This is a genomic window from Pseudoalteromonas sp. T1lg65 (genome assembly GCF_051930985.1).
Taxonomy (GTDB): domain Bacteria; phylum Pseudomonadota; class Gammaproteobacteria; order Enterobacterales; family Alteromonadaceae; genus Pseudoalteromonas.
This window is the reverse complement of sequence record NZ_CP196837.1, coordinates 3,904,974-3,930,876: the sequence shown is the minus strand read 5'-3', so window position 1 is coordinate 3,930,876 and position 25,903 is coordinate 3,904,974. Positions and strand designations below refer to the sequence as shown.

The 25,903-nt window shown below is 43.3% G+C and carries 23 protein-coding genes and 1 pseudogene; 15 read left to right on the top strand and 9 right to left on the bottom strand.

The annotated features are described in order from the left end of the window. Positions 1-573 precede the first annotated feature (573 nt). The 7 genes from rpmH (at position 574) to ACSLBF_RS17430 (ending at position 5,689) form a co-directional block, all read left to right on the top strand. Positions 574-708 (top strand): 50S ribosomal protein L34, encoded by a 135-nt coding sequence (rpmH, locus tag ACSLBF_RS17460; RefSeq protein ID WP_010376846.1) that lies wholly within the window; start codon positions 574-576, stop codon positions 706-708. Positions 709-711: 3 nt separating this feature from the next. Beyond that, positions 712-1,110, top strand: coding sequence for a ribonuclease P protein component (gene rnpA, locus ACSLBF_RS17455; RefSeq protein WP_440054607.1), 399 nt, complete (start codon positions 712-714; stop codon positions 1,108-1,110). Positions 1,111-1,260: 150 nt separating this feature from the next. Then, positions 1,261-1,563 carry a membrane protein insertion efficiency factor YidD gene (yidD, locus tag ACSLBF_RS17450; protein WP_440054606.1) on the top strand — a complete coding sequence of 101 codons (303 nt, stop codon included), beginning with the start codon at positions 1,261-1,263 and terminating at the stop codon, positions 1,561-1,563. Between the two features lie 8 nt (positions 1,564-1,571). Further along, the gene (yidC, locus tag ACSLBF_RS17445; RefSeq protein WP_440054605.1) at positions 1,572-3,209 is read left to right on the top strand and encodes a membrane protein insertase YidC; all 1,638 of its coding nucleotides are present in this window, start codon (positions 1,572-1,574) and stop codon (positions 3,207-3,209) included. A 509-nt stretch (positions 3,210-3,718) separates the two neighbouring features. Continuing rightward, complete coding sequence (locus ACSLBF_RS17440) at positions 3,719-4,414, top strand: cytochrome c biogenesis protein CcdA (RefSeq protein WP_440054604.1); 696 nt, start codon at positions 3,719-3,721, stop codon at positions 4,412-4,414. A gap of 20 nt (positions 4,415-4,434) precedes the next feature. Then, positions 4,435-4,917: a TlpA disulfide reductase family protein gene (locus tag ACSLBF_RS17435; protein WP_440054603.1), complete on the top strand. Its 483-nt coding sequence runs from the start codon at positions 4,435-4,437 to the stop codon at positions 4,915-4,917. Continuing rightward, positions 4,910-5,689 carry a hypothetical protein gene (locus ACSLBF_RS17430; RefSeq protein ID WP_440054602.1) on the top strand — a complete coding sequence of 260 codons (780 nt, stop codon included), beginning with the start codon at positions 4,910-4,912 and terminating at the stop codon, positions 5,687-5,689. Before ACSLBF_RS17435 ends, ACSLBF_RS17430 begins: the two co-directional genes overlap by 8 nt. Before the next feature lie 80 nt (positions 5,690-5,769). On the opposite strand, the gene ACSLBF_RS17425 is transcribed toward ACSLBF_RS17430, so the two are convergent. After that, a complete protein-coding gene (locus ACSLBF_RS17425) occupies positions 5,770-7,992 on the bottom strand; it encodes a winged helix-turn-helix domain-containing protein (RefSeq protein ID WP_440054601.1) in 2,223 nt (740 codons plus the stop codon). A gap of 135 nt (positions 7,993-8,127) precedes the next feature. Between ACSLBF_RS17425 and mnmE the strand changes: the two genes are divergently transcribed. Beyond that, positions 8,128-9,492: a tRNA uridine-5-carboxymethylaminomethyl(34) synthesis GTPase MnmE gene (gene mnmE / locus ACSLBF_RS17420; protein ID WP_440054600.1), complete on the top strand. Its 1,365-nt coding sequence runs from the start codon at positions 8,128-8,130 to the stop codon at positions 9,490-9,492. 163 nt (positions 9,493-9,655) lie between these two features. Further along, the gene (locus tag ACSLBF_RS17415; protein ID WP_440054599.1) at positions 9,656-10,825 is read left to right on the top strand and encodes a site-specific integrase; all 1,170 of its coding nucleotides are present in this window, start codon (positions 9,656-9,658) and stop codon (positions 10,823-10,825) included. Between the two features lie 82 nt (positions 10,826-10,907). Here ACSLBF_RS17415 and ACSLBF_RS17410 read toward each other — a convergent pair whose 3' ends face one another. After that, on the bottom strand, positions 10,908-11,057 hold the full coding sequence (locus tag ACSLBF_RS17410; RefSeq protein ID WP_014611895.1) for a hypothetical protein: 150 nt from the start codon (positions 11,055-11,057) through the stop codon (positions 10,908-10,910). A 238-nt stretch (positions 11,058-11,295) separates the two neighbouring features. Here ACSLBF_RS17410 and ACSLBF_RS17405 point away from each other — a divergent pair, with 238 nt between their 5' ends. Next, positions 11,296-13,602 carry an AAA family ATPase gene (locus ACSLBF_RS17405; protein ID WP_440054598.1) on the top strand — a complete coding sequence of 769 codons (2,307 nt, stop codon included), beginning with the start codon at positions 11,296-11,298 and terminating at the stop codon, positions 13,600-13,602. Then, the gene (locus tag ACSLBF_RS17400) at positions 13,599-15,554 is read left to right on the top strand and encodes a UvrD-helicase domain-containing protein (protein WP_440054597.1); all 1,956 of its coding nucleotides are present in this window, start codon (positions 13,599-13,601) and stop codon (positions 15,552-15,554) included. Before ACSLBF_RS17405 ends, ACSLBF_RS17400 begins: the two co-directional genes overlap by 4 nt. Before the next feature lie 92 nt (positions 15,555-15,646). Here ACSLBF_RS17400 and ACSLBF_RS17395 read toward each other — a convergent pair. From ACSLBF_RS17395 to ACSLBF_RS17385, 3 genes and pseudogenes are all read right to left on the bottom strand, one after another. Further along, positions 15,647-15,990: pseudogene (locus tag ACSLBF_RS17395) on the bottom strand (helix-turn-helix transcriptional regulator). 59 nt (positions 15,991-16,049) lie between these two features. Beyond that, a complete protein-coding gene (locus ACSLBF_RS17390) occupies positions 16,050-17,726 on the bottom strand; it encodes a DUF927 domain-containing protein (RefSeq protein WP_440054596.1) in 1,677 nt (558 codons plus the stop codon). A 12-nt stretch (positions 17,727-17,738) separates the two neighbouring features. Then, the gene (locus ACSLBF_RS17385) at positions 17,739-17,939 is read right to left on the bottom strand and encodes a helix-turn-helix transcriptional regulator (protein WP_000147416.1); all 201 of its coding nucleotides are present in this window, start codon (positions 17,937-17,939) and stop codon (positions 17,739-17,741) included. A gap of 531 nt (positions 17,940-18,470) precedes the next feature. Here ACSLBF_RS17385 and mobI point away from each other — a divergent pair. The 4 genes from mobI to dinD all read left to right on the top strand — a co-directional run bounded on the left by mobI (position 18,471) and on the right by dinD (position 22,487). Then, positions 18,471-19,040 (top strand): conjugative transfer protein MobI(A/C), encoded by a 570-nt coding sequence (mobI, locus tag ACSLBF_RS17380; protein WP_440054595.1) that lies wholly within the window; start codon positions 18,471-18,473, stop codon positions 19,038-19,040. Positions 19,041-19,487: 447 nt separating this feature from the next. Further along, a complete protein-coding gene (locus tag ACSLBF_RS17375) occupies positions 19,488-20,081 on the top strand; it encodes a restriction endonuclease subunit S (RefSeq protein WP_054745251.1) in 594 nt (197 codons plus the stop codon). A gap of 1 nt (position 20,082) precedes the next feature. Continuing rightward, positions 20,083-21,615 (top strand): type I restriction-modification system subunit M, encoded by a 1,533-nt coding sequence (locus ACSLBF_RS17370; RefSeq protein WP_440054594.1) that lies wholly within the window; start codon positions 20,083-20,085, stop codon positions 21,613-21,615. 11 nt (positions 21,616-21,626) lie between these two features. Beyond that, positions 21,627-22,487, top strand: coding sequence for a DNA damage-inducible protein D (gene dinD, locus ACSLBF_RS17365; RefSeq protein WP_069453889.1), 861 nt, complete (start codon positions 21,627-21,629; stop codon positions 22,485-22,487). A 6-nt stretch (positions 22,488-22,493) separates the two neighbouring features. On the opposite strand, the gene ACSLBF_RS17360 is transcribed toward dinD, so the two are convergent. The 4 genes from ACSLBF_RS17360 to ACSLBF_RS17345 form a co-directional block, all read right to left on the bottom strand. Next, positions 22,494-23,108: a recombinase family protein gene (locus tag ACSLBF_RS17360; protein ID WP_440054593.1), complete on the bottom strand. Its 615-nt coding sequence runs from the start codon at positions 23,106-23,108 to the stop codon at positions 22,494-22,496. Between the two features lie 133 nt (positions 23,109-23,241). Further along, positions 23,242-23,679, bottom strand: coding sequence for a hypothetical protein (locus ACSLBF_RS17355; RefSeq protein ID WP_440054592.1), 438 nt, complete (start codon positions 23,677-23,679; stop codon positions 23,242-23,244). A 125-nt stretch (positions 23,680-23,804) separates the two neighbouring features. Continuing rightward, the gene (locus ACSLBF_RS17350; RefSeq protein WP_440054591.1) at positions 23,805-24,236 is read right to left on the bottom strand and encodes a hypothetical protein; all 432 of its coding nucleotides are present in this window, start codon (positions 24,234-24,236) and stop codon (positions 23,805-23,807) included. Then, entirely contained in the window at positions 24,233-25,075 is an 843-nt protein-coding gene (locus tag ACSLBF_RS17345) for a hypothetical protein (protein ID WP_440054590.1), read from the bottom strand. The genes ACSLBF_RS17350 and ACSLBF_RS17345 overlap by 4 nt, the downstream gene beginning before the upstream one ends. Between the last annotated feature and the right edge of the window lie 828 nt (positions 25,076-25,903).

Genomic DNA, 25,903 nt, shown 5'->3' with positions numbered 1-25,903 from the left:
ACTGAACTCCAATAGATTTTGGTTCCCGGCCATAAAAACTAACACACTAGATCTATTAGCTTTTGGATCAAAGTGATTGATCACCAGGAATACGTATTATTATCACAAACTCTCAGAAGGAAGCTGGGTATTATGAAGTGATCTTATCCACAAGTTCAATATTGACTTTTCAAAAAACTAAGATCTGCGGAAGACAAAATACCATCCCTTTGATTTTTATGAGTTTTTATTTTTTACCCACAAGTAAGATCATAGCAAAAATCTACCAAGATCTCACCCCATTTTACCGATCATTTTTAGTTTTCCATAGCTTTTCCTCCTGTGCATAAGTCTCCACAAGATCTGATCTTGTTTATGGATCAAGTACACTCGATCAGATCCAAACCAATAAACGCATATAAATGTATAGACAAGTTACATGTACCTACCCTGTATGTTTTTAGCGCTTGAATTGATATTTTCATTGACTTTATATGGGTCCGGCTTTAATATCTCGCGCTCGCAATGGCACCTGTGCCAGGATCGCGACCTGCATAGGATGTTTTAACTTTTAACCGATCGGATGGAATTGTTATGAAAAGAACTTTTCAACCTAGCGTACTTAAGCGCAAGCGTACACACGGTTTCCGTGCACGCATGGCGACTAAAAACGGTCGTAAAGTATTAGCACGTCGTCGTGCTAAAGGCCGTAAAGTTCTTTCTGCTTAATTAGTGGAAGACTTTCGCTTTGGCAGGGAGTTACGTTTGTTAACTCCCTTGCATTACTCCAGAATATTTCAAGACCCTGCTCGCGCAGCCACGCCAGTTTTTACTCTTTTAGCCAAACCTAATGATGTAGGACATCCTCGTCTGGGATTAACGGTAGCTAAAAAGCGCTGTAAAAAAGCCTATCAACGTAATCGCATCAAACGTCTTGCCAGAGAAAGCTTTCGCTTAAATCGCCATAAGCTAGATAATATTGATATTGTATTAATGGTGAAAACGGGTGTAGATGAACAGTCCAATGAAGAGTTAACCGCTCAATTGAACAAACTGTGGCGCAAAATTAATGAACGCTGTAAGCCTGGTGCCCCTAAACCAAAACCGTTCAAACGTAAACCAAGAAAATAACTTAGTCCTACCTCTTTGCATGCGGTCTTAAATAGTGATTCTATTTATCCTCATTATATACCTGCATCTATGCTTCATTGCCCTTTAATCATGGTAATTAGAAGCCATTTAAGGTAAGGTTAGCTCACCTTTTAATCATTCATTTATGCCATGAATTCAACTTCAAGGCGTAGCAAATTCAGAGCCTTTATTACGGCTTGTTTATCTTTACCTAAACTCGGTTTGATAATCATCATCCGAGGGTATCAAAAAGGTATCAGCCCTTTGCTTGGACCTCATTGTAGGTTCAATCCAACTTGCTCAAGCTACGCAATACAAGCAATTAATTTACATGGAATTGCAAAAGGGAGTTGGTTAGCGGTTAAACGCATATTAAAATGTCACCCTTTGAGCGCAGGTGGGGAAGATCCCGTGCCTGTGAAGTCAACCAAAGTTAAACAACACGAGAAATAAGAGCTGTTATGGAATCGCAACGCACGTTTTTATTTATCGGTTTGTTGCTTGTTTCGTTTCTATTGTTCCAAGAGTGGACAAAAGAACAGAATCAACAACAAGCTGGTACCAGTGCCGTCACGCAACAAGTGGCGAACTCAACCCCAACAGATGAACAAACTGACGTACCTGCGTCTAGCCAAACGGATGTGCCTGTTGCAGCAGCAACACAAGCTGCTCGTTCGGTGATCACGGTAACTACCGATGTATTAGATGTAAAAATCGATACCAAAGGTGGTGATATCGTCGAAGCATCACTATTACAACATGCTGAAACTCATGGTAGCGAAGAACCTTATTTACTGCTGGGTGAATTTGCCGGCAAACAATATATTTCTCAAAGCGGGTTAATTGGCTTAAACGGGCCAGATGCAAATAAATCAGGCCGCCCTGTCTATGAAACGACACAAAAAAATTATCAACTAAGTGGTGATACTTTGCGCGTTCCACTTAACTTTGTTGATGACAAAGGCGTGCAATACACTAAAACGTTTGTATTTAAAGCGGGCAAATACGATGTTGATTTAGAGTATCAGGTGAATAACACCACTGCCGAACCGATTCAAGTGCAGCTTTATACTCAAATAAAGCGTACTCGCCAAGATAAAAGCAGCATGATTGATCAGACTTATCTGGGTGCTGCTTACGGTACTAGTGAAGAGCCATACGAAAAATATAGCTTTTCAGATATGGAAGAAGCGAGTCTCAACAAGAATACCCAAGGTGGCTACATTGCGTTTATCCAAAAGTACTTTGTAAGTGCTTGGGTGCCCGATCAACAAAATACCAACACCATTTATACCTCGCTAAGAAATGGCAACGGTATTATCGGTATGAAAGGTGAACCTGCGAACATTCAAGCTAATAGCAGTGCCACCTTGCACTCCATTTATTACTTAGGTCCAAAAGATACAGATGCACTAGAAGCGCTTCATGAAGACCTGGACCTAACGGTGGACTACGGCTGGTTGTGGTTTATTTCACAGCCGCTACTTGAGCTACTAAAACTAATTTATGGCCTACTCGGTAACTGGGGTCTAGCAATCATCGCGATTACTATTATCGTGAAAACCGCGCTTTACCCGTTGACTAAAGCACAGTACACGTCAATGGCAAAAATGCGTATGCTGCAACCAAAAATGCAGGCCTTAAAAGAGCGCTATGGCGACGACCGTCAAAAGTTCGGCCAAGCAATGATGGAAATGTATCGCAAGGAAAAAGTTAACCCTATGGGTGGCTGTTTCCCACTATTGCTGCAAATGCCAATCTTCCTAGCGCTATTCTACGTTTTCTTAGAGTCTACAGAGCTACGCCATGCTGAGTTTGGCCTGTGGTTAACTGACTTATCTGCAATGGACCCATACTACGTGCTACCAGTCCTATTTGGTGCAAGTATGTTCCTAACGCAAAAACTGCAACCAATGACCATTACCGATCCAATGCAGCAGAAGATGATGACTTACATGCCAGTAGTCTTCTCTATCTTCTTTATTTGGTTCCCATCGGGTCTAGTACTTTACTGGTTGGTATCAAACCTTATCTCTATCGCACAGATGCTGATCATCTACCGTGGGATGGAGAAAAAAGGCATGAAAGTACGCGGTTAATTTACTTTAGCTGTTGATACCTAATAAACGCCTGCAATTACGCAGGCGTTTTTGTTTGTAATTCATTCAAACTAGGCAGGGCTGCTTATACCAATCCTCTTAGCTATCTGATTAATTTGAGAGATAAAATCTGCTGCTAACTGCGTTAAAAATTTCTCATTTAGAACAATTTTTGCCTTGCCTACATGAATGTAGGTACCTAAGCGTTAGCAGGACGCGATAGCGGTGTTATCAACTCGCTTTTCTCGACTCAAAATTGCTCAACTAATTAAAAAGATTGCTATTACACGGAGTTTCTTTCATTTTTTGGATAACACTGATTCACGACTCGGTTGATATAAACCTATTTCCAGCTATCAAAGTGTATCTTCTGCTGTCTCACAACCAAAAATAAAATCTTATAAGTCAGTTAGTTGATATTATTTTATTTCGATTTTACTGCGATTTGATAGGAGAAATCCCCCCCCTTCACGATACTGCTCACCATTCAAATTTCGTATGAGTAAATTATGTTTGGTGAATTAGAGACCTTTTTTCTCACACAACTAACTCAAGCTGACACACATTGGTGGATCCTTTTTATCGCATTCACATGTGGATTGCTAACCAGTCTATCGCCCTGCGTTTATCCTCTTATTCCTATTACTCTGGCATCACTACGGCCGCAAGAAAATAAAACGAAGGGAGTTAAGCGGCGCGCTGTTTTTTACTGCTTAGGTTTCGCTCTGCTTTATGCCTTGCTCGGCTGGCTAGCTGCAACAACTGGGACCCTGTTTGGCCAAATTGCAAGCCATCCAGCGATTCAAATTGGCTTTGCAAATTTACTGTTATATTTTGCTGGCGTATTGAAAGGATGGTTGCCACTTCCCGTTTTTCCACTGTTAACCATTAACCACCAGCAGAATGCTTTTTTACTCGGTGCAGCAAGCGGCTTAGTTGCAGCTCCTTGCACATCTCCGGTTCTTGCTGGCTTACTCGTATATGTCGCAGCCAATCAAGATCAAGTCATGGGTTCAGCGTTACTGTTTTGCTTTGCACTTGGCATGAGCGCTTTACTGTTTATTCTCGGAGTTTCTAATCAGCTTGTTAACCGCCTACCAAAATCTGGTGTCTGGCTAAACTTTGCACCTAACCTTTTTACCATATTACTCATCATCATGGCTCAATATTACCTGCTTAAGGCGGGTCAAGGGCTGTATTTTTAATCACCACGCAAGGAGAGATCATGCGTTTTAAATCCGTTATCGCATCGTTTTGTATCGCATACTATTCGATGACCACATACGCTTCAACGTCTGAGCAATTTGTGCAAACTACCACTCTCAATGGGGAGCAGATAAACACTCAGGGCAAAGTAACCTACTTAAAGTTTTGGGCGACTTGGTGTCGATACTGCGTTGAAGAAATGCCAATGCTTGAGCAGATCTCAAATACAGCTAACACTGACTTACAAGTGTTATCCATAAACATTGGCTTTAACCAATCACCACAACTGGTCACACGTTTTTTAGCTTCTCATAACTACACCTTTGCCACCGCATTTGACCACACAGGAGATCTCAGCCAACAATTCGATATTGTCGGTACACCAACCCATATTCTGTTAGATCCCCAAGGCAATGAAATTTATCGCAGTGCACTAATGAACGATGAACTGAAAAAACAGTTAGCGCCATATCTAACAACAAAGGGAGAAACGCATGAGTAGCAAATTCTTACTACGACTTCTTTTTGTCAGTGTATTATTTTCAAACCATGTCTTAGCGAACTCAGAGCAACTAACCAAGGAGTTGGTATTTATTGACATCTGGAGTGAATATGCAGCACAGAGTGAACTACCAAAACCCCAAGCGCCGCGCCAATATTTACAACCGGATTTAAACACTAATCAATCGGACATTGATAAGTTTGTAAACACTTACAATCAATATAAGAACCTAAAAATAGATAATAATAACCGAATGGCTCTACAGTACGGTGTACGCTCGACCCCGACCATTATCCGCCTAAAGCAAGATAAAGTAATAGAGAAACTGGTGCTCAGTGGTGAACAAGTACTACCCAAAAGTGAACATATACCGATCACTGAAAACCATCTCTCGCTAGAGGATATGCAATCAATCTCATATAACTTTGCAACGCCATCTTCTAAACTGCGGCTCATCTTATTCGCAGACGCTTTATGCCCATCACGGCATCTTCCCAAATGTCAGGAAAAGGCCAGAACACATGAACAACTGTTACTTCCCAATCACATAGAAAAACTGACGGTGCTTAAACCTTTCTATGTCTCACGCCATGAAGCGAAAGCGTATCAACAGCGGTTTGCCCCTCATCATCCAGTGTTGTTTGATACACACAATGCGTTATTCAGAAAATATGACATTACAAGTTTGCCATACTGGTTGCTGTTAGATAAAAACCACCAAGTAATATACAAAGGCGCCATACCGCCTTCAAAAGCTCTGTTGTCTAACTAGTTACTGCATATCTGTTAGTACAGGATATATAAACGCTATCGCATTATTGGGAAGTTTCACTTATCCGCAGCGGAGGGAAACTATTCCAGTACCCACTCGGATTGGCAGTAAACACTATAAGGTAGCGGTAAAATATCCATATTCACAGTATTAATATCTGCGGTGCTTTCTAGCGCCGCTTTTATTTGCCCCAGTAGTGTTTCATCCTCACGCTGCCAATGCTGTGAGAACTGTTTTTTCGCGTTTTCTAAAGTGCTCAACGCCTGCATTATAGAGCCTAGCTTTAGATGGGCATATGCAGCATAAATGGCTGATAATTTTTGCGCCGGTTGTATATTACTAAGTAGTGATAACGCATCTTCGTAGTGCTGTTGTCTAAGTTGTATATACATTTGTGTATATTGGCCATATCCCGCGCTATCGTCCAACTGGTATTGCTGGAACACACGCGTTGCCAGTTCAGACTGTTCAGTCGCTTTTACATACTCGCCTTCAGCTATCAACAACCAACCCAATAATAAACGAGCATTGGCCTGCATGACCGGATCGGAACCTGAAGCTTGAATGAGTCGCCAAAATATTTGTTTTGCTGAATCAAGTATTTGTTGATCTGGCGATTCAGCACGTAAAGCGCTATCCATTTTCGCCATTCCTAGCAAAAATTGATAATGAGTTTCTAATGCCGGTGGCAGAGTCGAAGTGGCTTTTAGCTGCTCAAGATAGTTTATTGCCTGATGTGGCTGATGCAGTTGAATATGAAAAAATGCTAAGTAAGACAAAATTTGCTGCTGCGCCCAAATATTCCCCTGTGTTTTAGCCATAGTTAATGAAGTCACCAATGCCCTATTCCGTTCATCAAGCGCAGCTAGATAATTTTGTCCTAGCGCAAAGTAGCTTCGCATCAGCTGTGCCTGCTGTCCTTGCTGTTGGTAATATTGATTAGCATGTCGTAACGTAATCAAGTTATCCGCAAGATCCACTTCGTTATTATGTTCTACTCCAACATTGGGTGGATTAGCAATGTAAAATGCGCGTTGTGATTCTGAGTGATTTAGTGCATGTACCCCGACTAAAAGTTTGGCACTGTGCATTGCCTGCTGATGCGCCTGCCAATCTAATTGTAACCAAGCAAGATCGGCTTGTACTTGATAAGCTTCAGCCATAAGACGCTGGTGGGATAAAGTTTGCGCCTGTTCAAGCGCTTGTTGCGCTGCCTTCTCTCCTCGCTGATATTCACCCATATACTGTAAGAACCGCGCGAAATATAAAAAATAGCGTGCCGACAGATAACTTGGCTTACTGTCTATGGATATAGTGGTAAAGATCCGCTGCGCCTGTTGCAAACGTCCCATTTTCCAAACAATATTGGCAAGTTCTAACTGCGCAGCACGATTGCGAGGATCATGTGCCAGTGCAGCCTCAAAAAATGGTTTAGCCTCTACCAATCCCGAATAACTCAGGGCACGCAATCCTGAAAAATAATTTTGCCTAGATTGTGCGTTAGTTGAAATATGTTCAGTAGATAGTGGCGTCACTTCACCTATCAACTGAGATATTAGCTTATCGGCAAGTGGTTCCAACGGCGCTGATAAGTCTTCACTGACGAGTTGGCTATGAGAAGGTATCTGATCAGGACGTTGAATTTGGTAATTCAATACAAAGCGTTGCTGCTGCTGAGTTAATTGAGCGCTTAAGATCACATCTACGTCGCTCGTAGTGTCAGTTGTTGCTTCATCCAACACCACATAATGCCCTGAAGCTGCATGTTTTAATTGATGTGCTATAGCAAATCCCCACCAATCCAGTTGCGACTGCCCAGTGAGATTTTCTATTTTTTTGATAGTTAAACGCGGCTTTGTTGTTTGCTGCAAAGTGGTATCTGGCGGGATATCGTCATCTGTTTTTATACTCACAGCCCAAATAGCAATCCCGATCACCGAAATCAGCAATAATGGCCACAGCATGTTTTTATATAGTGCATGCGCTTCGTTCTGTCGTTGCTTTACATCGACAATCCACAGGTAACCTTTTTGTGGCAATGTTCTAATAAACTCAGGCTGTTGAGCATTGTCTCCCAATGCTTTTCGAAGTTCTTGAATACTCTGTGTTAACGCCGCATCACGAAATTCCCCTTGTTGTTGCCACAGAGCTTGTAATATCTGCTCTCTAGTGATGGTTTTATGCGGTTGAGTGATAAACAGCATCAACAATTGCGCCACTTTAGGACGTAAAGTCTGTGTTTTTTCAGGCCCTGTAAGTGTTTCTGTGTGAGGATCAAATTGAAACTGCTTAAATTGATACACCGTATTCAACATTCCATGATGAGTTTGTCGTTCTAATATACAAAAGCACAACCATTATGTCATGACGATACATGGCTGAGTTTGTCGCTTTGCTGTACAATTTGCCACAATGTAACTGTAATAATCTATATCACCATGAATTCACAAGACACCATAGCAGCACAAGCTACAGCTCCGGGCCGTGGCGGCGTTGGCATTATCCGTGTTTCAGGCAGTAAAGCGAAATTAGTCGCTGAAAAGATCTTAGGAAAATGCCCAAAAACTCGCTATGCCGAATATCTATCGTTCAACACACTTGCAGGCGAGCAACTCGATCAGGGGATCGCCCTATTCTTCCAAGGACCAAACTCCTTCACAGGTGAAGACGTGCTTGAACTACAAGGTCATGGTGGGCCCGTTGTTCTAGATATGCTACTTAAGGAAATCAGCCAAATTGAGCAGGTACGTTTAGCTAAACCTGGCGAATTTTCTGAACGGGCATTTATGAATGACAAACTAGATTTGACGCAGGCCGAGGCGATTGCTGATCTGATCAATGCCACAAGTGAACAAGCTGCAAAAAGTGCGCTACATTCACTTCAAGGCGATTTTTCAAAGCATATCAATATGCTGGTGGAGCAAGTGATCCATTTGCGCATGTATGTAGAAGCCGCTATTGATTTTCCTGATGAAGAGATCGACTTTCTTTCAGATGGCAAGGTTGCCGGTGATCTACAAGCCATTATCGATCAGCTTAGTGAAGTTCGCAGTCAAGCAAAACAAGGCAGCATTATGCGTGAAGGTATGCGTGTGGTGATTGCTGGACGCCCTAATGCCGGGAAATCTTCACTCCTTAATGCTCTGGCTGGTCGCGAAGCCGCCATTGTTACCGACATCGCAGGAACCACTCGTGATGTGTTGCGCGAGCATATTCACATTGATGGCATGCCATTACACATCATAGATACCGCGGGACTGAGAGACAGCCCCGACAAAGTTGAACAGATCGGTATTGAACGTGCCTGGGAAGAGATCCGTGGTGCCGATCACGTGTTGTTTATGGTTGATGGCACCGAAACCCACGAAACCGACCCCGCTAAAATTTGGCCCGAGTTTATCGAACAATTACCGCAAGGAATGGCGATAACCGTGATCCGCAACAAAGTTGATCTCAGTGGTGAAAAAGTAGGTGCCACCACGCAAAATGGTCACACACTCATTCGTTTAAGCGCCAAAGACATCCAAGGCATCGATTTACTGCGTGAACATTTAAAGGCCTGTATCGGTTTTACCGGTGCAACCGAAGGTGGCTTTATGGCTCGTCGCCGTCATCTAGACGCGTTAGAGCGCGCAGCCGAGCACCTAGAGATTGGTCAAACTCAACTAGAAATGCACATCGCAGGTGAAATATTGGCAGAAGAGCTGAGACTCACACAGCAATACCTCAACGAAATCACTGGTGAATTTACCTCAGATGACCTGCTAGGGAAGATTTTTAGCTCTTTCTGTATCGGGAAGTAAAATAGTAAAACGCATCAAACCAAATCAAAACAACATTATGATTTTAAAATAATTTTGTTTTACTTGGTGGGAAGTGATTTGAAGGGTTTTGTCGATTCTTGCTCCGTATGTGCTCCGAAGATAAATTCTGGAGCACATGCGGAGCACAAGATGAGAGAAACCTATGAAAATCAATATACAAAAGCGAGAACCTGATAAGAATGGCCTGCGCCCCATCAGGCTTGTGTTCTATTACGGCTCAAAGACCTCGGAAGACGGTTCAAGGGCTCAAAAGCGCTCTTACGAGCCGCTGAATCTATTCCTCTACAACAAGCCAAAAAACGCAGTTGAGCGCGAGCACAATAAAACCACATTGCAAAAAGCTGAGGCCATTCGAGCCAAGCGTCTACTGGAAATGGAATCAGCCAAACACGGCTTAGATGACCGCACAAAACTCAATGCCAACTTCTTTGACTACTTCGACCAAATTACAGCGAGTAAAGCATCCGGTAGCAAATCCAACTACTCAATTTGGGTTTCTGCGGGCATCCATCTCCACCGTTATCACCGCCACGCAGAACTCACTTTTGAACAGGTAGATAAATACTTCTTGGAAGGGTTCCGCCATTACCTACAGCATGAGGCAATGACAAAATCAGATACCGGCCTCTCCAGGAATACCGCCTGTAGCTACTTCAATAAAATTCGGGCAGCACTCAACCAAGCGCAACGAGACCGAATCATCAGAGATAACCCTGTTGAACAAGTCAAATCCATCAAAGCAGAGAGGACACAGCGCACTTACCTCACTCTGGATGAGGTAAAGGCCCTTACCAAGGCAGAATGCCGTTACGATGTGCTACGGAGAGCATTTCTGTTCTCCTGCACGACTGGACTGCGCTGGTCAGACATTCATAAACTGGTGTGGGGTGAAATTGAACTATTTTCCCAAGGTCACTACCGAATCATCTTTTCCCAGATAAAGCTCAAAAATTCTGGCAATGGCCTGCAATATCTCGACTTACCGGATTCAGCAGTACGTTTGCTCAACTTGGAAAACAGGGGTAAATCTACTGAACGGGTTTTTAAGGGTTTACGTTACGACAGCTATAGCAACGTCGCGCTAGTGCAGTGGGCCATACGTGCCGGAATAACCAAACACGTGACCTTTCATGCTGGACGACACACCTTTGCAGTAAACCAACTTGCCCGTGGCTTGGACATCTATTCCCTTTCCAGATTGCTTGGCCACAGCGAACTCAGAACGACAGAAATCTACGCAGACATTCTGGAAACCCGTCGCACAGAGGCCATGCGAACCTTTCCTGATATCTTCGATGAGTCATCAGACTAAGAGCATTATTACGACCAAACGACTACATATTTACAAAGAAAAGGGCACCTCGACAGTGCCCTCCATCAACCACATAAGATCGTTAGTTTTTACAGCCGTTCTTATCGCATGTGATTTTCTCGTGGGAATTAACCCAGTGATCAGCATTTTTCTTTGTGTCAGTGCCGCAGCCAGTGGTGCCGCCTTTAGCACCGCTGTGTACAACACCTGTTGGTGTATGTTTAACAGACATTTTTACCTTCCCTAGCTATTGATGTGTTATTGGTGTCAAATGACACAATAAGGAATAGTAGTCCAAAGCTCATATGTCAAAACAATACGATTACTTTAGGCATAGGCCTGTTATTTAGGTGACTAAATGCACATCGATATATATAAAAGTAACTTATTATACTGAAGTGCAACAGAACACTTCACCAATGAAGTCTTTTAATCTCATAATTTTATAACATTCGCATGGAGGCGTATCAATGCCAGACATCCCCCCTGAGACCGAAGTATCCAAAGGTATTAAACTTCGATTTGTCGAACTTAGTAATTTCCGTCGGCTAGGAAAAGTGCAGCTGAACATTGATGAAAAAACCACAATTTTGGTTGGCGCCAATAATAGTGGAAAAACATCTATTCTTGCGGCGCTACGACATTTCCTTGCAGATGGGTCTCCCTTTAGTGCTTTCGACATCAGTATTTCCAAATGGTCAAAGCTGCGAGCCCTTGGCAAAGTTTGGGAAGAACTGACTGAAGACCCTTTAACTGTTACCGAATCAGAAGAAAAGTGGAAAGATCAACTCCAGATACTGCTAGAAACCATGCCAGTATTGGACCTCTGGTTTGATGCAGATGTTGGAATGTATCACTATGTTGCTCCATTTCTATCCAAATTTAGCTGGAAAGGTGGCGCTGTTGGTATTCGCCTTCGACTGGAGCCGGTCACCAATATTGAAGAGCTCAAGCAATTAGCATGGACTTACTGCTCTGCACGTTCACCAGTTAAAGATATGGGACAAGATTCATTAGCGTGGCCCATAGACCTACTTGATTTTTTTCTGCGTGAGCCATTGAAGCTTGGGCGCGTTCGTGCATACAAATTAGATACCGATAACAACCCGATTACGGAACTGGTATCCTATGAAACTCAGACACTTGATGTCCAGACAAGTCCGATTGACCGAAAGCATCTATCGAGATTGATTCGTGTTGATTTCATCGCAGCTCAGCGTGGATTCGGAAGTGAAGAAACTGAGTCGCGGCCATCATCCGCTCTTCAACGAGTTGGCATGTTTTCAAATCAGCTAATCAAGTTTGCTCAACAACACTTAAACGTTGCTAGCTCCGGACATAGCCAGCGTGTAGACCTTATTAAGGCAGTGGCACTTGCTCAGAAAGAGTTAGACAGTAAGATTCAAGAAGCCATAGCCGATTCAGTTCAGGAAGTGCAAGAGCTTGGTTATCCAGGGTTGCATGACCCTCAAGAGATTCGTTTTCGTACACGTATCCAAACTGCTGACCTTCTCGATCACAGTACTGCGGTCCAGTACAGTATGCAGAAGGATTCAATAGAAGAACTCCTACCAGAATATTCTATTGGACTTGGTTACCAGAATCTCCAATCTCTCAGCTACCAACTAGTTTCATTTAGATCTGCACGACTTAAGCCTGAAAAAGGCTCCCCAGTCCCTGTACACATAGTAATGATTGAGGAGCCTGAAGCCCACCTACATGTTCAGGTGCAGCGTATATTTCCAAGCAAAGCACATAAACTAATTAGTCCTACTGAGAAAGACGCTTCAAGCCTAAATAGCCAATTGATCATAAGCACTCATTCAAGTCATCTAGCTCATTCGGAGAATTTTGACCGGCTCAGATATGTTCGCCGTGTGGCTAAGAGCGATACGATTCCAATGCCGACGACAGAAGTTGTCAATCTAGCCGAAGTCTTTGGTGATGATAAAAAAACACGCCAATTCGCTGAGCGTTACTTCCGTGTTCAACATACGGACCTTTTGTTTGCTAACGCAGCTATTTTTGTGGAAGGAGTCGCGGAGCGAATGTTGGTGCCACTTTTCATAGAGCGTTATTTCAATGAACTGAACAGTCGTTACATTTCCTTTGTTGATATAGGTGGAAGCCATGCCCATCGACTCAAACCTCTCATCGAAAAGCTCCGGATCCCTACAGTAATAATTACAGATATCGATCCTTGCGAAGAAAAGGAAGGCAGGCCTAAGAAAAATGGTGACCCGACCAAGGAACTAGTCGCTGTTGCAAACACCGGGCAACCCGAACTTCAGTGTGGTAACCCTACCTTACGTGGCTGGCATCCGAAACTGCAAAAACTTGATGATTTCAAAACCCCGACTGAAGGTCAGTTGGTATGGAATGAAATCGAAGATTGCCATGTATATTTCGCTTGGCAGTTACCTATAACCAAAGCTAACAATTGTTGGCCCAGCACATTTGAGGATTCACTGGTTCTTACGAATGTCTCTTGGTTCAAAGGGTTGATGGATGAGAAATTCGATGAAAATGGAGTAGAGATTGAAGTTCCCAAAGGGGCTCTTGGCTCTGTTGCAAAAAAGGCGGTAGAAACCGAAGATTTTCAACAGCTACTTAGTGAACTGCACTCTCTGATGCACAGCTCTTTTAATAAAGGCGACTTCTCTGCCAGCGTCTTTGAATTAGTATCTTCAGGCGAGGATATTGAATGTCCGGGGTACATTGCCAATGCATTAACTTGGTTGCAGAAGCAACTTGAACCAAGCGGAGTGATGGAATGAGCAAACAAAGTATCATCACTGACAACGACAGAGATGCGGGAGTAGTCGAAGAAATTTGCGGCTACCTTACTGAAGTTCCTCCTCGCAGCTACTTTCTTTTCGCTGGAGCTGGTTCTGGGAAGACGAGAACTCTCGTAGAGGTCTTGCGGCGGATTACTGGAGTCGTAAAACACGAAAAAGGGGAGCTCCTTGCAAGAAACTTGCGTTTGTATGGGCGTTCAATTCGAGTGATCACATACACGAAAAACGCGGTTGGGGTCATTAACGGGCGCCTAGGGGAGAATGACCTAGTAAAGGTATCTACGATACATGCATTTTGCTGGGAGCTCATTAGTGGATTCAACGATGATATCAAGGCGGCTCTTATTGCAATCAAAGAAGCTCAGCTTGAAAAGGAAACTGAGGAAGCACTTGCAAAACCAAAGGGCATCACTCCTGCTAAACAACGGGATTTGGATGAGATAAGAGAAGATATCGAGGGATTTAGAAACACAGACCTATTTATCTACCACCCGGATCGTATGACATATGGTCCAGGAGCGCTTGCCCACAATCATGTGCTTGACGTAACAGCATGGCTTTTAAAAAACCGACCAACCTTAACGAGGATCCTAAAAGATCAACATCCAATTGTGCTGATTGATGAATCTCAGGACACAATGAAAGGTATGCTGGATGCCTTATTGACTATTGCAGAACCGAGAGGAAGTGGTCTAACTATAGGACTTCTAGGAGATCACCGACAGCGAATATATATGGATGGGCATGCCGATCTTCCGAGTTTAGTTCCTGATAGCTGGGCGATGCCAGAGCTGAAAATGAATCATCGTAGCCAACGCAGAATTGTTGACCTAATTAATACAATTTGGGAAGCGAAGCTAGAAGGACGAACCCAACCTGCTAATGGAATAAGACAGCATTCAAGAACCGAGAAAGCTGGCGGTTTTGTACGAATTTATATAGGTGATACAAAGATATCTCCAGAAGATAAAGCTATCGGTGAACGTTGGTGTGCAGATCAGATGTGTAGCGCAAGTGGCGTTGAGGCTTGGTCAAAAGGAGAATTTCAACTGCTCGCACTTGAGCATAAGCTTGTTGCTACGCGTGGATCTTTTCTTGATATATTTAATGCAATGGTTCTACTAGATCCAAATGCGGCAGCACCCAGTGGCAGTGGAGAGAACAAAGGTCCGGCTATTGTGCAAGCCTTATTGAACGAAATTATCGATTTAGAGGGGTGTATCAATCCCAATGAGACAATTGATGAGTTTAAAGTCACTGAGGTTTTTAGGCGCTATGACTGTCTTGATAGGATACCGGAAGATACAGTAGAGCGAGCAAAGCGTGTTGAAGAAATACTTAGAGCAATTGAAACTTTCGCCGCAGCTTGTGCAAGTCCTCTTGCGACCGTGGGAGAGGTGCTCGAACCAATCTTGAGTGCCAAATTGTTTAACGTTGATAATCGCTTAGCTGTTGGGTATGCAGACAAATCACCTCCACCTTCTGTGCCAGCGAGAGGTGAAGAAGAATCCAAACAAGATAGGTTGCGTCGCGGATTGTGTGCACTATTTTCAGCCCCTTGGAATCAATTAAAAAAATACTGCAACTATCTATCTGGCAATTCAGTTTTAGCTACTCACCAAGTAGTAAAAGGTTCAGAATTTCCACATGTGATGGTTGTCATGGATGATAAGTTGGCTGGTGGCAACCTTTTTTGTTACGACAAGATTTTTGGTGGTGTTAATCTAAGCAAAAGCGACAGCGAAAACATAAATAAAGGCAAAGAAACAACCATTGATCGAACACTACGTTTACTTTACGTAACATGCAGTAGAGCTGAAGAGTCTCTCGCTCTTGTGCTTTGGTCATCAGATCCAACAGCAGCCCTAGAAAGAGTAAAGAATAGTGGTTGGTTTATTGGCAAAGAAGTTGAGGCTATACCATCCCCGTAAAAACATCATATCGTTACATGTCACGATAGCATAGTCGTGACATGTAACGCTCAATTCTACGAATTTTTACTTTCATAAAGTTAAAGCAATATTTAGTATCTCCGGCCATACAATTTTCGGTTAGCAACTAGATGATCAGCAGCGGCTTTATCAATCTCATCAGAAGACGCCACACGATTACTCTGCAGCCAAGCCAAGATATCTGCTCGCCTGAAGAACACCCGATTGCCATTAGGTTTGAAAAATGGGATCTTGCGTTCGTGAGTCAACCGGTACAAAGTGCTTTTCTTTAACCCTGTCAGCTCAGCACATTCCTCAACTGTCAGGATTTCCTTTGTTGTGTCAGGACGTTGCTCGTTTTTGATATGATCGGTAATCATTTTTTAAGCAATGACATATCCATCAGCATGCGCTGAAGCATCTCTTTTTCAGTCATGTTGATACTCCTTTACCTCAAAATCGAACAGGGAAATGTGGGAAAGTGGGAACACTGAGCTAGTCGTCATGTTCAACCCTCTCTAAATCTTCAAGATGGCGCCTAACTTGGTCAGGTTTGAGCGCAAAAAAACGTTGAAACTCACCATTAATCCGCGTCTTATAGGTTCCCCTAGAGCGCTCATTCGTTACCAAGCAATTGCGTTGTAACAGCACCTCCACTTCCCTCATGTAATGGGTCGGCAGTCCGAGCCGCTTCAGGAAGTGCGATTTATAAATCAACCACAACTCACATCCCTCGTGCGAGCGTCGAAAACCAGCTCCCCCATGACCTCTCGCTTGCTCAATATCACTGAGACTGCGCTCCCAGACTTTCATTGCTCGTTCCAGCGCTTTGAGAAGCCGGAATTCCTCGGAATTTCTGGAGTGGCCTCGATTGTCCAGCCAAGCCTTCAAGGTTCGGTGGACGGCTGCCAAGGACTCTTCCTCGCTCCAAGGGAGGATAAAATTCCTACTACCGAGACAAAGTGCCGCCCCGATGAGGGCAAACCGACTGATGACTCGTTGCACCTGCGATGCCATCTGGTCGCTTATCCAAATACCGCTTAGGCGACCAATTTCGTGACTCAGGTAGCTATTCAGCTCGTCATGACGCTCGGTCAGTAACGAAATCCACTCGCGAATTACGGTGCCATGGTAGTGCTGACAAGACGATTTAAGCTCGTCCACAAATTGCTGAGAATGCTTGTGACCATGCAATTCGTCGAACGCACCGTAGGTCCCAAACACAGGGAGCTCCACCAGGCGTATCTGCTGACCAGCGCGTAACGGTTTACCGATCTGCTGAAGTAGCTCTGCAATCCAGACTTCTCCACTACTTAACACCAGCGTTCGCCAATGAGAAGTCATGGCCAGCTCGCCGGAAACGTTGGCGCGTAGCTTCCCAGAGCCGTTCATGATCTGATAAATGGCTGTATCGATGTCTTCCGGGCGTGCCATTCCGATTTCGTCCAACGGCAACAACATGTCGTTATGCTCTGAAGAGACTGCCGCTAGTCCGTTACTGGTTGAAATCCAACTGCGGACATAGCGGTTGCTCCCATAGACGCTGGCCGCCAATTGCAACAAGGTCGTTTTCCCAGTCGACGATGCCCCAACCAGATGAATGGCGCCATTTTCCATACCAGAAGATGCGATTAGTGGGGCAGCCAGCGCCGTTCCAATACTGAATATTGCTAACGGGTTGCCTCGGCATAGCTGACCGACATAAGTCTGCCAATCGCTGAGACTTCCGGATTCCTCTAACGTTGTAGAACCAGATAGCTGACCTACGAAATGGTGCGGTTCGTCAGCTGAACCGATAGTCCAGTTACAGGTTGCAAACACTGAACCATGCCAGCCTGTTCGATTAACCACTGTCGCCGGAGCAGCAAGAGCCATCTGTTCTATTAGATAATGTTGAAGCCTACTCCAACTTGACTGGCCAGGAGTTAAGGGATACCCAGTATCGACCAGCATATCCCTGATCTGACGTGCATTATCACTATTCAGGTCTCTGGCATACACAACTTCACGTAACCTAACCCCATCAAAATTTTGCCACTCTAGCAGCGCTCCATGCCCATGTCGTTTGTCAGTTAAACGAGTGCGAGCCAACACCTGAATCCAACCACCTATTCGCAGCCACCGATCAGAGGACAAGCAATAGAGCCCATCATCCTGCAACTTATATTGCATCACTAACCCCCATCACAAATCACTCAACCAAGCTGTGATGTCGCTGTACCGAAAGCGAACAGTACGACCATTGGGATTGGGTTTTATTGGAGGAGGAAAACGTCCATCGCGCACGTAACGGCGAAGTGTGGCTTGTGACGTTTGCAAAACGTCACACACTTCAGCATAAGTCAGTAACCGTTCTTCTTGTTTAGGTTGGTTATTACCCGTCATGATGACTCCTGTTTATTATCTAACTTGCAGGAGCAATCATCTCGAAAAAGACAAACTAAGCAGACCGCTGGAACTGTCCTTTTTTGGAACTTCAATAATAAATTTCAAGATGCTGATATTTAATGACATTTATTCAACATGTAGATTAAAAACAGCCACTGAAGAGCAAAAATCTAAGCCACCAATGAGTTGCCCGACATAACCGTATCAATTTGTGCGCCAGTGAATACCCAGAGAAAAACTTTCACATGTGAAAGCTTAGAGACCTGTCGATTTACACCTCTTAAAGCCATGTCCCCCATTAAAAATGGAATCGTTTAGCTCAGGTCTTTTATTGGCGATAAAGCTTGTATGGAATAAACCTGTCCAGGTCCCCCATCAGATAATTATCTGGATAGGAATTGGCTAGGTCTTCTGGCTAAGTCGCCATAACAAAAGACCTAGGTGCCCAAAAAGGGCATGAAGACGGCGGATGAAAGTGGGCATGTAGCAATAGACTGACTCTGTATTTACGACACAGAGGATAATTCTATGACTGACACTTCTAATCCATTTACGACTTTGGAAAAACAAATTGCTGCTTGGAATACTTTTGTCTCAAGCGATGACAAGAAGATAGATCACGACGAGGCAATGCTTTTCACCCATTCGTCATCACAACAGTATTTACGTTACGTACACAAGTCTGTTGAGCTGGAACAACTGCGTTATTACTACATAGCACGCCGGATTTCAGATCTATTTTGGCAACATAACAAAGCTCATCGAGGTAAGGAAACACCCGGTTATCCGGGACACTACGGCTGCAGAGCACGACTACGAGATAGAAAGTTTGAAATGTACTGGTTCTACAATGAGTTCACTCGTAAAAAAGGAACTGATGGCTATAACGTCATCAGCCATTATCTACCTCGTGGTGACCAATATCGCTACCTACGATCAACCTTTTCCCTTGCTCAGGATTGGGAAAAACCAGTCATAGAGTTCGTTGAAGACAACTTTGCCGTCATTCGTCGAGCAAATGCCAATCTGATGCGGATACGACAATTGTGTCGTTGGAACGAAAATAAGCTCGTTGAAATGACAGATAGCCTTAATTAGTGGAAATAAAGAGAAAAACGTTCTGAACAAACAAAAATAAAAATCCTTTATTTTCATTATGATAAAGGAAAATCATTAAAAAACACAAAACTAGGAGGGCCGTACTACTTGCGGTGCATCAAAAAGAGATCTAATATCATCCTGTAACTAGGAGAGTTCTCCTAGTGTACGAGGGAGGGGCAACTCCCTCGTACAGATACACCTTTAATCAAGGAGACTAAAATTCATGCACAGAATAAATTATCAAAATACTGGGACAAATGCTACAAAGAACGACAAACGACCAATGCTAGTAAGATTAACCTTTTTTATTCTTCTTCACATAGCATCTACCACACCTATTAACTATGACTTATCTGTTCACATTGGTGAAGTTTCAATTTATCAATCTGTTAGTATCAATCAACATGAAGGAAAAGGGGAGTAACTCCCCCTTCTGTTAACCTTATGAACATATCCAAAACACTAGCTGAGATAACAACGATAAAACTTGGCATGGCATTTACCTCAGCAATCAAAGACAAGGGTAATGAGGGTTCGTGCTATCTCATTCAGACAAAAGATATTACGCTTGATGGCAGTATAACAGCCAACACACTGGCAAAAGTGATTCCGGAGGGTAGTCCTGATCGTCATTACTTAAGACCTGGAGATCTTTTATTTCGTTTGAGAGGGCCAGTGTTTTCTGCGGCGATCTTTAGTGAGGAATGGGATAGACCTACCATAACAACCAATCAAACCGCGGTGATACGCTGCAATCACAACCTTATTTCACCTTATTATTTACAGTGGTACATCAACTCATTGTTAGGGCAACGTTACTTTAATGGAATGAGTGAAGGAACCAACATTAATAAAGTGACCGCAAAAATTCTGGCTGCAATGCCGATAGATTTACCACCATTAGAGCAACAGTACCAAATCGAAAAAATCCACAGAAACTGGCTTGCACAAAAAGAAACCTATCAGCGTCTAATTGTTAATGGCGATATTTATTTTGACCAGTTATGTACGCAGATTCAGTTAGGAAATCAGTCATAAAATGAACGAAAATATCAATCAAGACAGAATAAACAAAGCATTGTGGGACTCTTGTAACATTTTCCGTGGCACTACCGACGCAGATGATTACATAGACTTAATCCTAACCATGTTATTTCTTAAGTACATTTCTGATGTATGGCAAGACCATTACGATGGTTACAAAGCTCAGTATGGTGATGCTTCAGAGCTCATCAAAGAGACGATGAAGTACGAGCGTTTTGCGCTACCCAAAAACGCCAGCTTCTATTATTTGTACGAACATCGTTATGAACCTGGCAATGGTAAGCGCATTGATCAAGCACTGCATGCCATTGAAGAAGCCAATGGCACTAAACTCAGAGATTCAGGGAAAAGCGTGTTCCAAGATATCTCTTTCAACACCGACCGCTTAGGTGAAGATAAACAGAAGAACAACATCCTACGTTATCTGCTGGAAGTCTTTGCTAAGCCGGAACTCAACCTCAAACCTAGTCGCGTCAGTACATTGGATGTAATTGGTAATGCCTATGAATACTTAATCAAAAACTTCGCAGTAAGTAGTGGCAAGAAATCCGGTGAATTTTATACCCCACCAGAAGTCAGTGACTTGATTGCAGAGTTGCTTGAACCGCAGCCAGGCGACAGTATCTGCGATCCTACCTGTGGTTCTGGCTCACTATTGATAAAATGTGGAAATAAAGTACGAACAAAATTTGATAGTAAAAACTACGCTCTCTATGGACAGGAGATGAATGGTTCAACTTGGTCACGGGCCAAAATGAATATGTTCCTGCACGGTGAAGACAACCACAAAATCGAATGGGGCGATACCATTCGCAATCCTAAGTTGTTGGATAAAAACGGCGACTTAATGATGTTTGATATTGTAGCGGCCAACCCGCCGTTTTCTGTAGTTCAATGGGGACATGAGGACGCTGAAAATGACAAGTTAAACCGTTTTCGTCGTGGTATACCGCCAAAAACTAAAGGCGACTATGCCTTCATTCTACATATGATAGAGACACTTAAACCTAAGACTGGTCGCATGGGGGTAATTGTTCCCCACGGTGTGCTATTCCGAGGCTCAACTGAGGGCAAAATCCGCCAGCAATTGATTGACGAAAATCTACTGGATGCAGTGATTGGCCTGCCAGATAAGCTCTTTTATGGAACCGGCATTCCAGCCGTAATTCTGATTTTCAAAAAAGAAAAGGTTGATGACAACGTCCTATTTATCGATGCCTCACACGAGTTTAAACCCGGTAAAAACCAGAACCAACTCAGTGCCGACAATATCGCAAAAATCGTCGCAACCTACAAAGCGAATGAAAACGTCGATAAATACGCCTATCTTGCCAGTCTGAAAGATATCCAAGATAACGACTACAACCTCAACATTCCACGTTATGTAGATACTTTCGAAGAAGAGAAAAAAATCGACCTGATGGCTGTACATGCTGAGCGTGAACAACTTAAAGCCCACTTAGCTAGTTTGGAGGATGAAATGACAGGTTATTTGGCCAAATTGGGCTTTGGGAACAAGGCAAAATAAGGAGGGACAAAATGGAACAACAACAAATTCAAACACTCACAACAACCTTTGAAGGTCATGCTCAGCAAACCGAAAATGGTGTTGAATATTGGTTAGCGAGAGATCTGCAACACCTATTGGGCTATGGGAAATGGGATAACTTTGTCAGCGTCATATCAAAAGCTAAAACTGCCTGCGAAATAAGCGGCCATGCCATTGTGGACCATTTTGCCGACGTCGGGAAAATGGTCGAGCTAGGTTCAGGCAGCCAACGAGAAATCGACGATGTAATGCTTACTCGTTACGCTTGCTATCTGGTTGCACAAAACGGTGATTCACGTAAACAAGAAATAGCCTTCGCACAAACCTATTTTGCAATGCAAACCCGTAAAGCAGAGTTAATTGAACAACGTTTGCTAGAAGCTGAACGAGTGCTAGCACGGCAAAAACTATCAGCCACCGAAAAAGAGCTCTCCAGTGTTATATTTGAACAAACTGGCGGTAACCAAAACTTTGCATTGATCCGCAGCAAAGGTGACACTGCACTGTTTGGTAAAAGCACACAAGCAATGAAAGCCCAATGGCAAGTGCCCGATAACCGCCCGCTAGCCGACTTTGCACCAACGATTATTCTCAAAGCCAAAGACTTTGCCACTGAGATCACTATCCACAATGCACGAACACAGCAGATGACCCGCGAGCAGCAAATATCCATCGAGCATGTAACCAATAACGATGCTGTACGCCAAACACTATTAAGCCGAGGTATACGACCAGAACATTTACCACCTTCAGAAGATGTGAAAAAGGTCGAGCGACGATTAGCATCCGCAGACAAAAAGTCATTGAAAAACCCGGACACGCTAAGTGATGGGGATACAAACAATGAATAATTTGAACTAGTCCATACTCTTCGAGATAGTAGCAATCAGATGCCGCGAACACCCCAACATATCTTGAATGTCACTATAGCTATGCCCAGATTTCAGTAGGCTGGCTATGTGATGGTGACGTTTGAGATCTGGCTGACGCCCATTATACTTACCATCGGATTTAGCCTTTGCGATCCCCTGTGATTGGCGACGTCGCCGGTCATCATAATCTTTGCGGGCAACCGCCGCGAGCATGTCCAACATCATGGCATTGACCGCCTGTAAAATAGCGCCGGTAAAGTCAGTTTCGCTATGTTGTTGCAAAGCCAGCCAACTGGTAGGAAGTTCCGGTGAAACAATGGCTAGACGTTTGCTGGCCAGCTTTTGTTTCAACGTATCCCAATCACTTTGCTTGAGCCGCGCCAGACGGTCGATTTGTTCAACCAGCACAATGTCACCCTCGCCTGACTCGGCAATCAAGCGCATCAACTCAGGCCTGTGCAGCGTGGCACCAGAAACATTCTCAATATAAAAAGCGGCGATTCGCTGGCCATGCTGAGTAGCAAACTGAATCAAGGACTCGCGAGCCCGTTCAGCATTTTGTTCTTTGGTTGATGCGCGAAGGTAAGCTCGAATGAACATCTAAGTCTCCACAGTCTGTTATAAGTGGTGCTTTATCTCTGGTCTGGTTTAGGTGCTTCTATTGGTAGTAAAACCAGTCTGATGGCTAGTTCCGTTGATGTGTACTCAAAAGGAACCAGCTAAGAGCTAAAAATCAATCATCAAACCCAATATGGTTTCGGTAGTCGTAATCAAAGCTATCTGGAAGCCCACAACCTACATGACGACCTATTTGAGTCGAAATATACTCATCGTAATCATCCATTTTTCTTTTACGGCTTTTAGTTTTTCGTCGAATTGGTGCTGGATAATTTTCATTTAACTCCATCATATTTCTGACAAACGCAACGAATAGATAGCCAGCCCAAAGTGCCAAAGACATTTGCCAACATAAATAAGTAAGTGCACACCAAAAAGGAACAGCTAACCACCATCTGCGTTGGATAAATGTGAAAGCTTTAAAGCACCAAATGACCAATGGCAAACCTGCAAGCAAGAATCCCCATACAGAGTCTTGAGCCAGCATCAATCCGAATAGCAGAACACCAAGCAACATTATATTTACTAAATCACTTTTGAGATTTTGAATCATGTTTCCCCTCCCACTCTTCAGCTTGAGGTTTGCTTTGGCCTGACAATTTCTGGTTGGCTCTATAGCTGTAAAGACACCAGAAGGTGACCAAACTAAAAAATAGGAATAGCCCAAGCATTCCCCACTCAAATGCAGTCATAGCTACCTCCGCTCACTCGAATATCCAGTCCTTGCAAACTGAATAACTTGGAAAACATAAAATCAGTCATTTCATCGAGTTCAGATGGTTCAAATTCAGGCACGGTAAGGGGCATACCGAAATACTGAAGGTTCCGGTAGGATGATGGCTCGAAAATGCCCTGCGGATAGCGGTCGAACGTGTTGAAAGCCTGATTCAGTCTGAGATCAACAATCCAACCGCCTGGAAGCTCAATCCAGCTATGGGGATAGACTAGTTCTCCCGTGATCTTGCATTTGACACATCCCACTCTAGGCTGATGGAACACCGAATTTCTCGTCAATAGATGACTGATCAGGTAAGTAAGAATGACGGGGTCCATTTGGACTTCATCCATCGCCAAAACAATATTGTCTAGCTCCTGATATTCACTTTTCATAATGCAGACTCCTTAAACAGCAGTTGTTCCCCTTGCTCATACAACACTGGATATGGGAGAGACTGGCCATCCTTAACCACATGGTTTGGTGGAAAATAGATCACCATCCACGATGGCAATGCAGCACTGACGGCTCTATAAAACTCATCAATTGGAAAGTCTTGTGATCCTGACTGACGGAACACAAAGCGAGAATAGTTCTTCAGGTGATTAACAGCGATGTTATAGCTTTCTGACTCACCATCTTTAATGTAGAGCGGGCTCTTCCAGAGATAAGGAGTCGTAATGTTGTAAGCAACCACACATTGACCAATACCGCATCCATGCTCGGCGCTTTCAACAGACCAAAGAATCATGGGATGACCATCAATTTCTGGCGTTTCTACATTACTCAGTTTAGTGACATTCAACGCCATATCATCGGCCACATGCTGAATTGCCAGATCGACAAGATGCACATATTTCTCATAAGCCTGAGATTCTGAGGTAGCAGCAGATGCGGGCATCCATCCCATTAGACTTGGTCTAGCCGAGGGATTGTCTGGTGTCATCATTATATCGGTAGCGTTAAACACGAACGTCTGCGTACCAGAAAGACGCAGAAGCGGATCATTAAATGAAGTCGTTAGCCTAGCGAGCCCAAGTAATGGAACCAACATACCTTTGCTATAAGAGTGGACACCATCGTGGGAATCTCTCAAATCCAAATCGTAGATGCCCCCGGCTCGCGCTAGATTTAAAGCCCGAGATTCATCTTGAACATAATGACGGGGTCCGGTTACGCAACCAGACAAGGACACACATAAAGCGATTAATGATAAAGATGGGTATTTTTTCATGATTACCTCCAGCTTTATAAAGATTCGCATGGAGATAGTAAAACGCAAGCTATTTTGATAAATAATTATTAAAAATCAATACTTTGTACTGATAGTGCAAACTTCAAAATGGGTAACAATAAAGATAATAATTTTGTCCCACTTTCCCAGATATCCCACTTTAAAAATGCTGCAAATCGCCTAGAATGGGTTCTTCCATGGCAAAACCTAACAAAAGGTTGCACTCCACATGTGCGCCAATAGCTTTCTAACACTTTGAGTGTTTTTACATTTTTAGTTTCTGTATCGGTAAATAACCACTGCTGAGGATAAGAGTTTTGAAAGTGTTAATATTTAAAAACCGACGATTCTTCTAATCCAACGAAGAAATTATTGGGCAAATTCGCTTATCCACAGTTGAGATTAAGTAACAAACAACCATAACAGACGTAGTTTTCTACTGCGTCTGCCTCATTATTATTTAATAACTTTATACTGTATACCCCTACCTTTAACACCCATCAACAGTGCTATTGAATGTTACTGAGTACAAAACACAGCTATGAAAACGCAATTAGCTTCACAGCTTTGCAAAGATAGCGGCGTGTTTATCGGCACTGTTACCAGCCAAACTCACTAAGCAAAACAGATTATATTCCAGCAACCACTGGGATCAACCGTTGTAAAAACAAACAATCAGTATTAATTGTCCTATTTTTTTAGATTCTTTTAATATAAGGATCTAGCTATAAAGATCTAAAAAAACGGATCGATTTCAACCCATTAGATCCTTATCCACATAACTTCATCCACAAAGCAATTTTTATACTGAAAATAGCATCTCAGTGA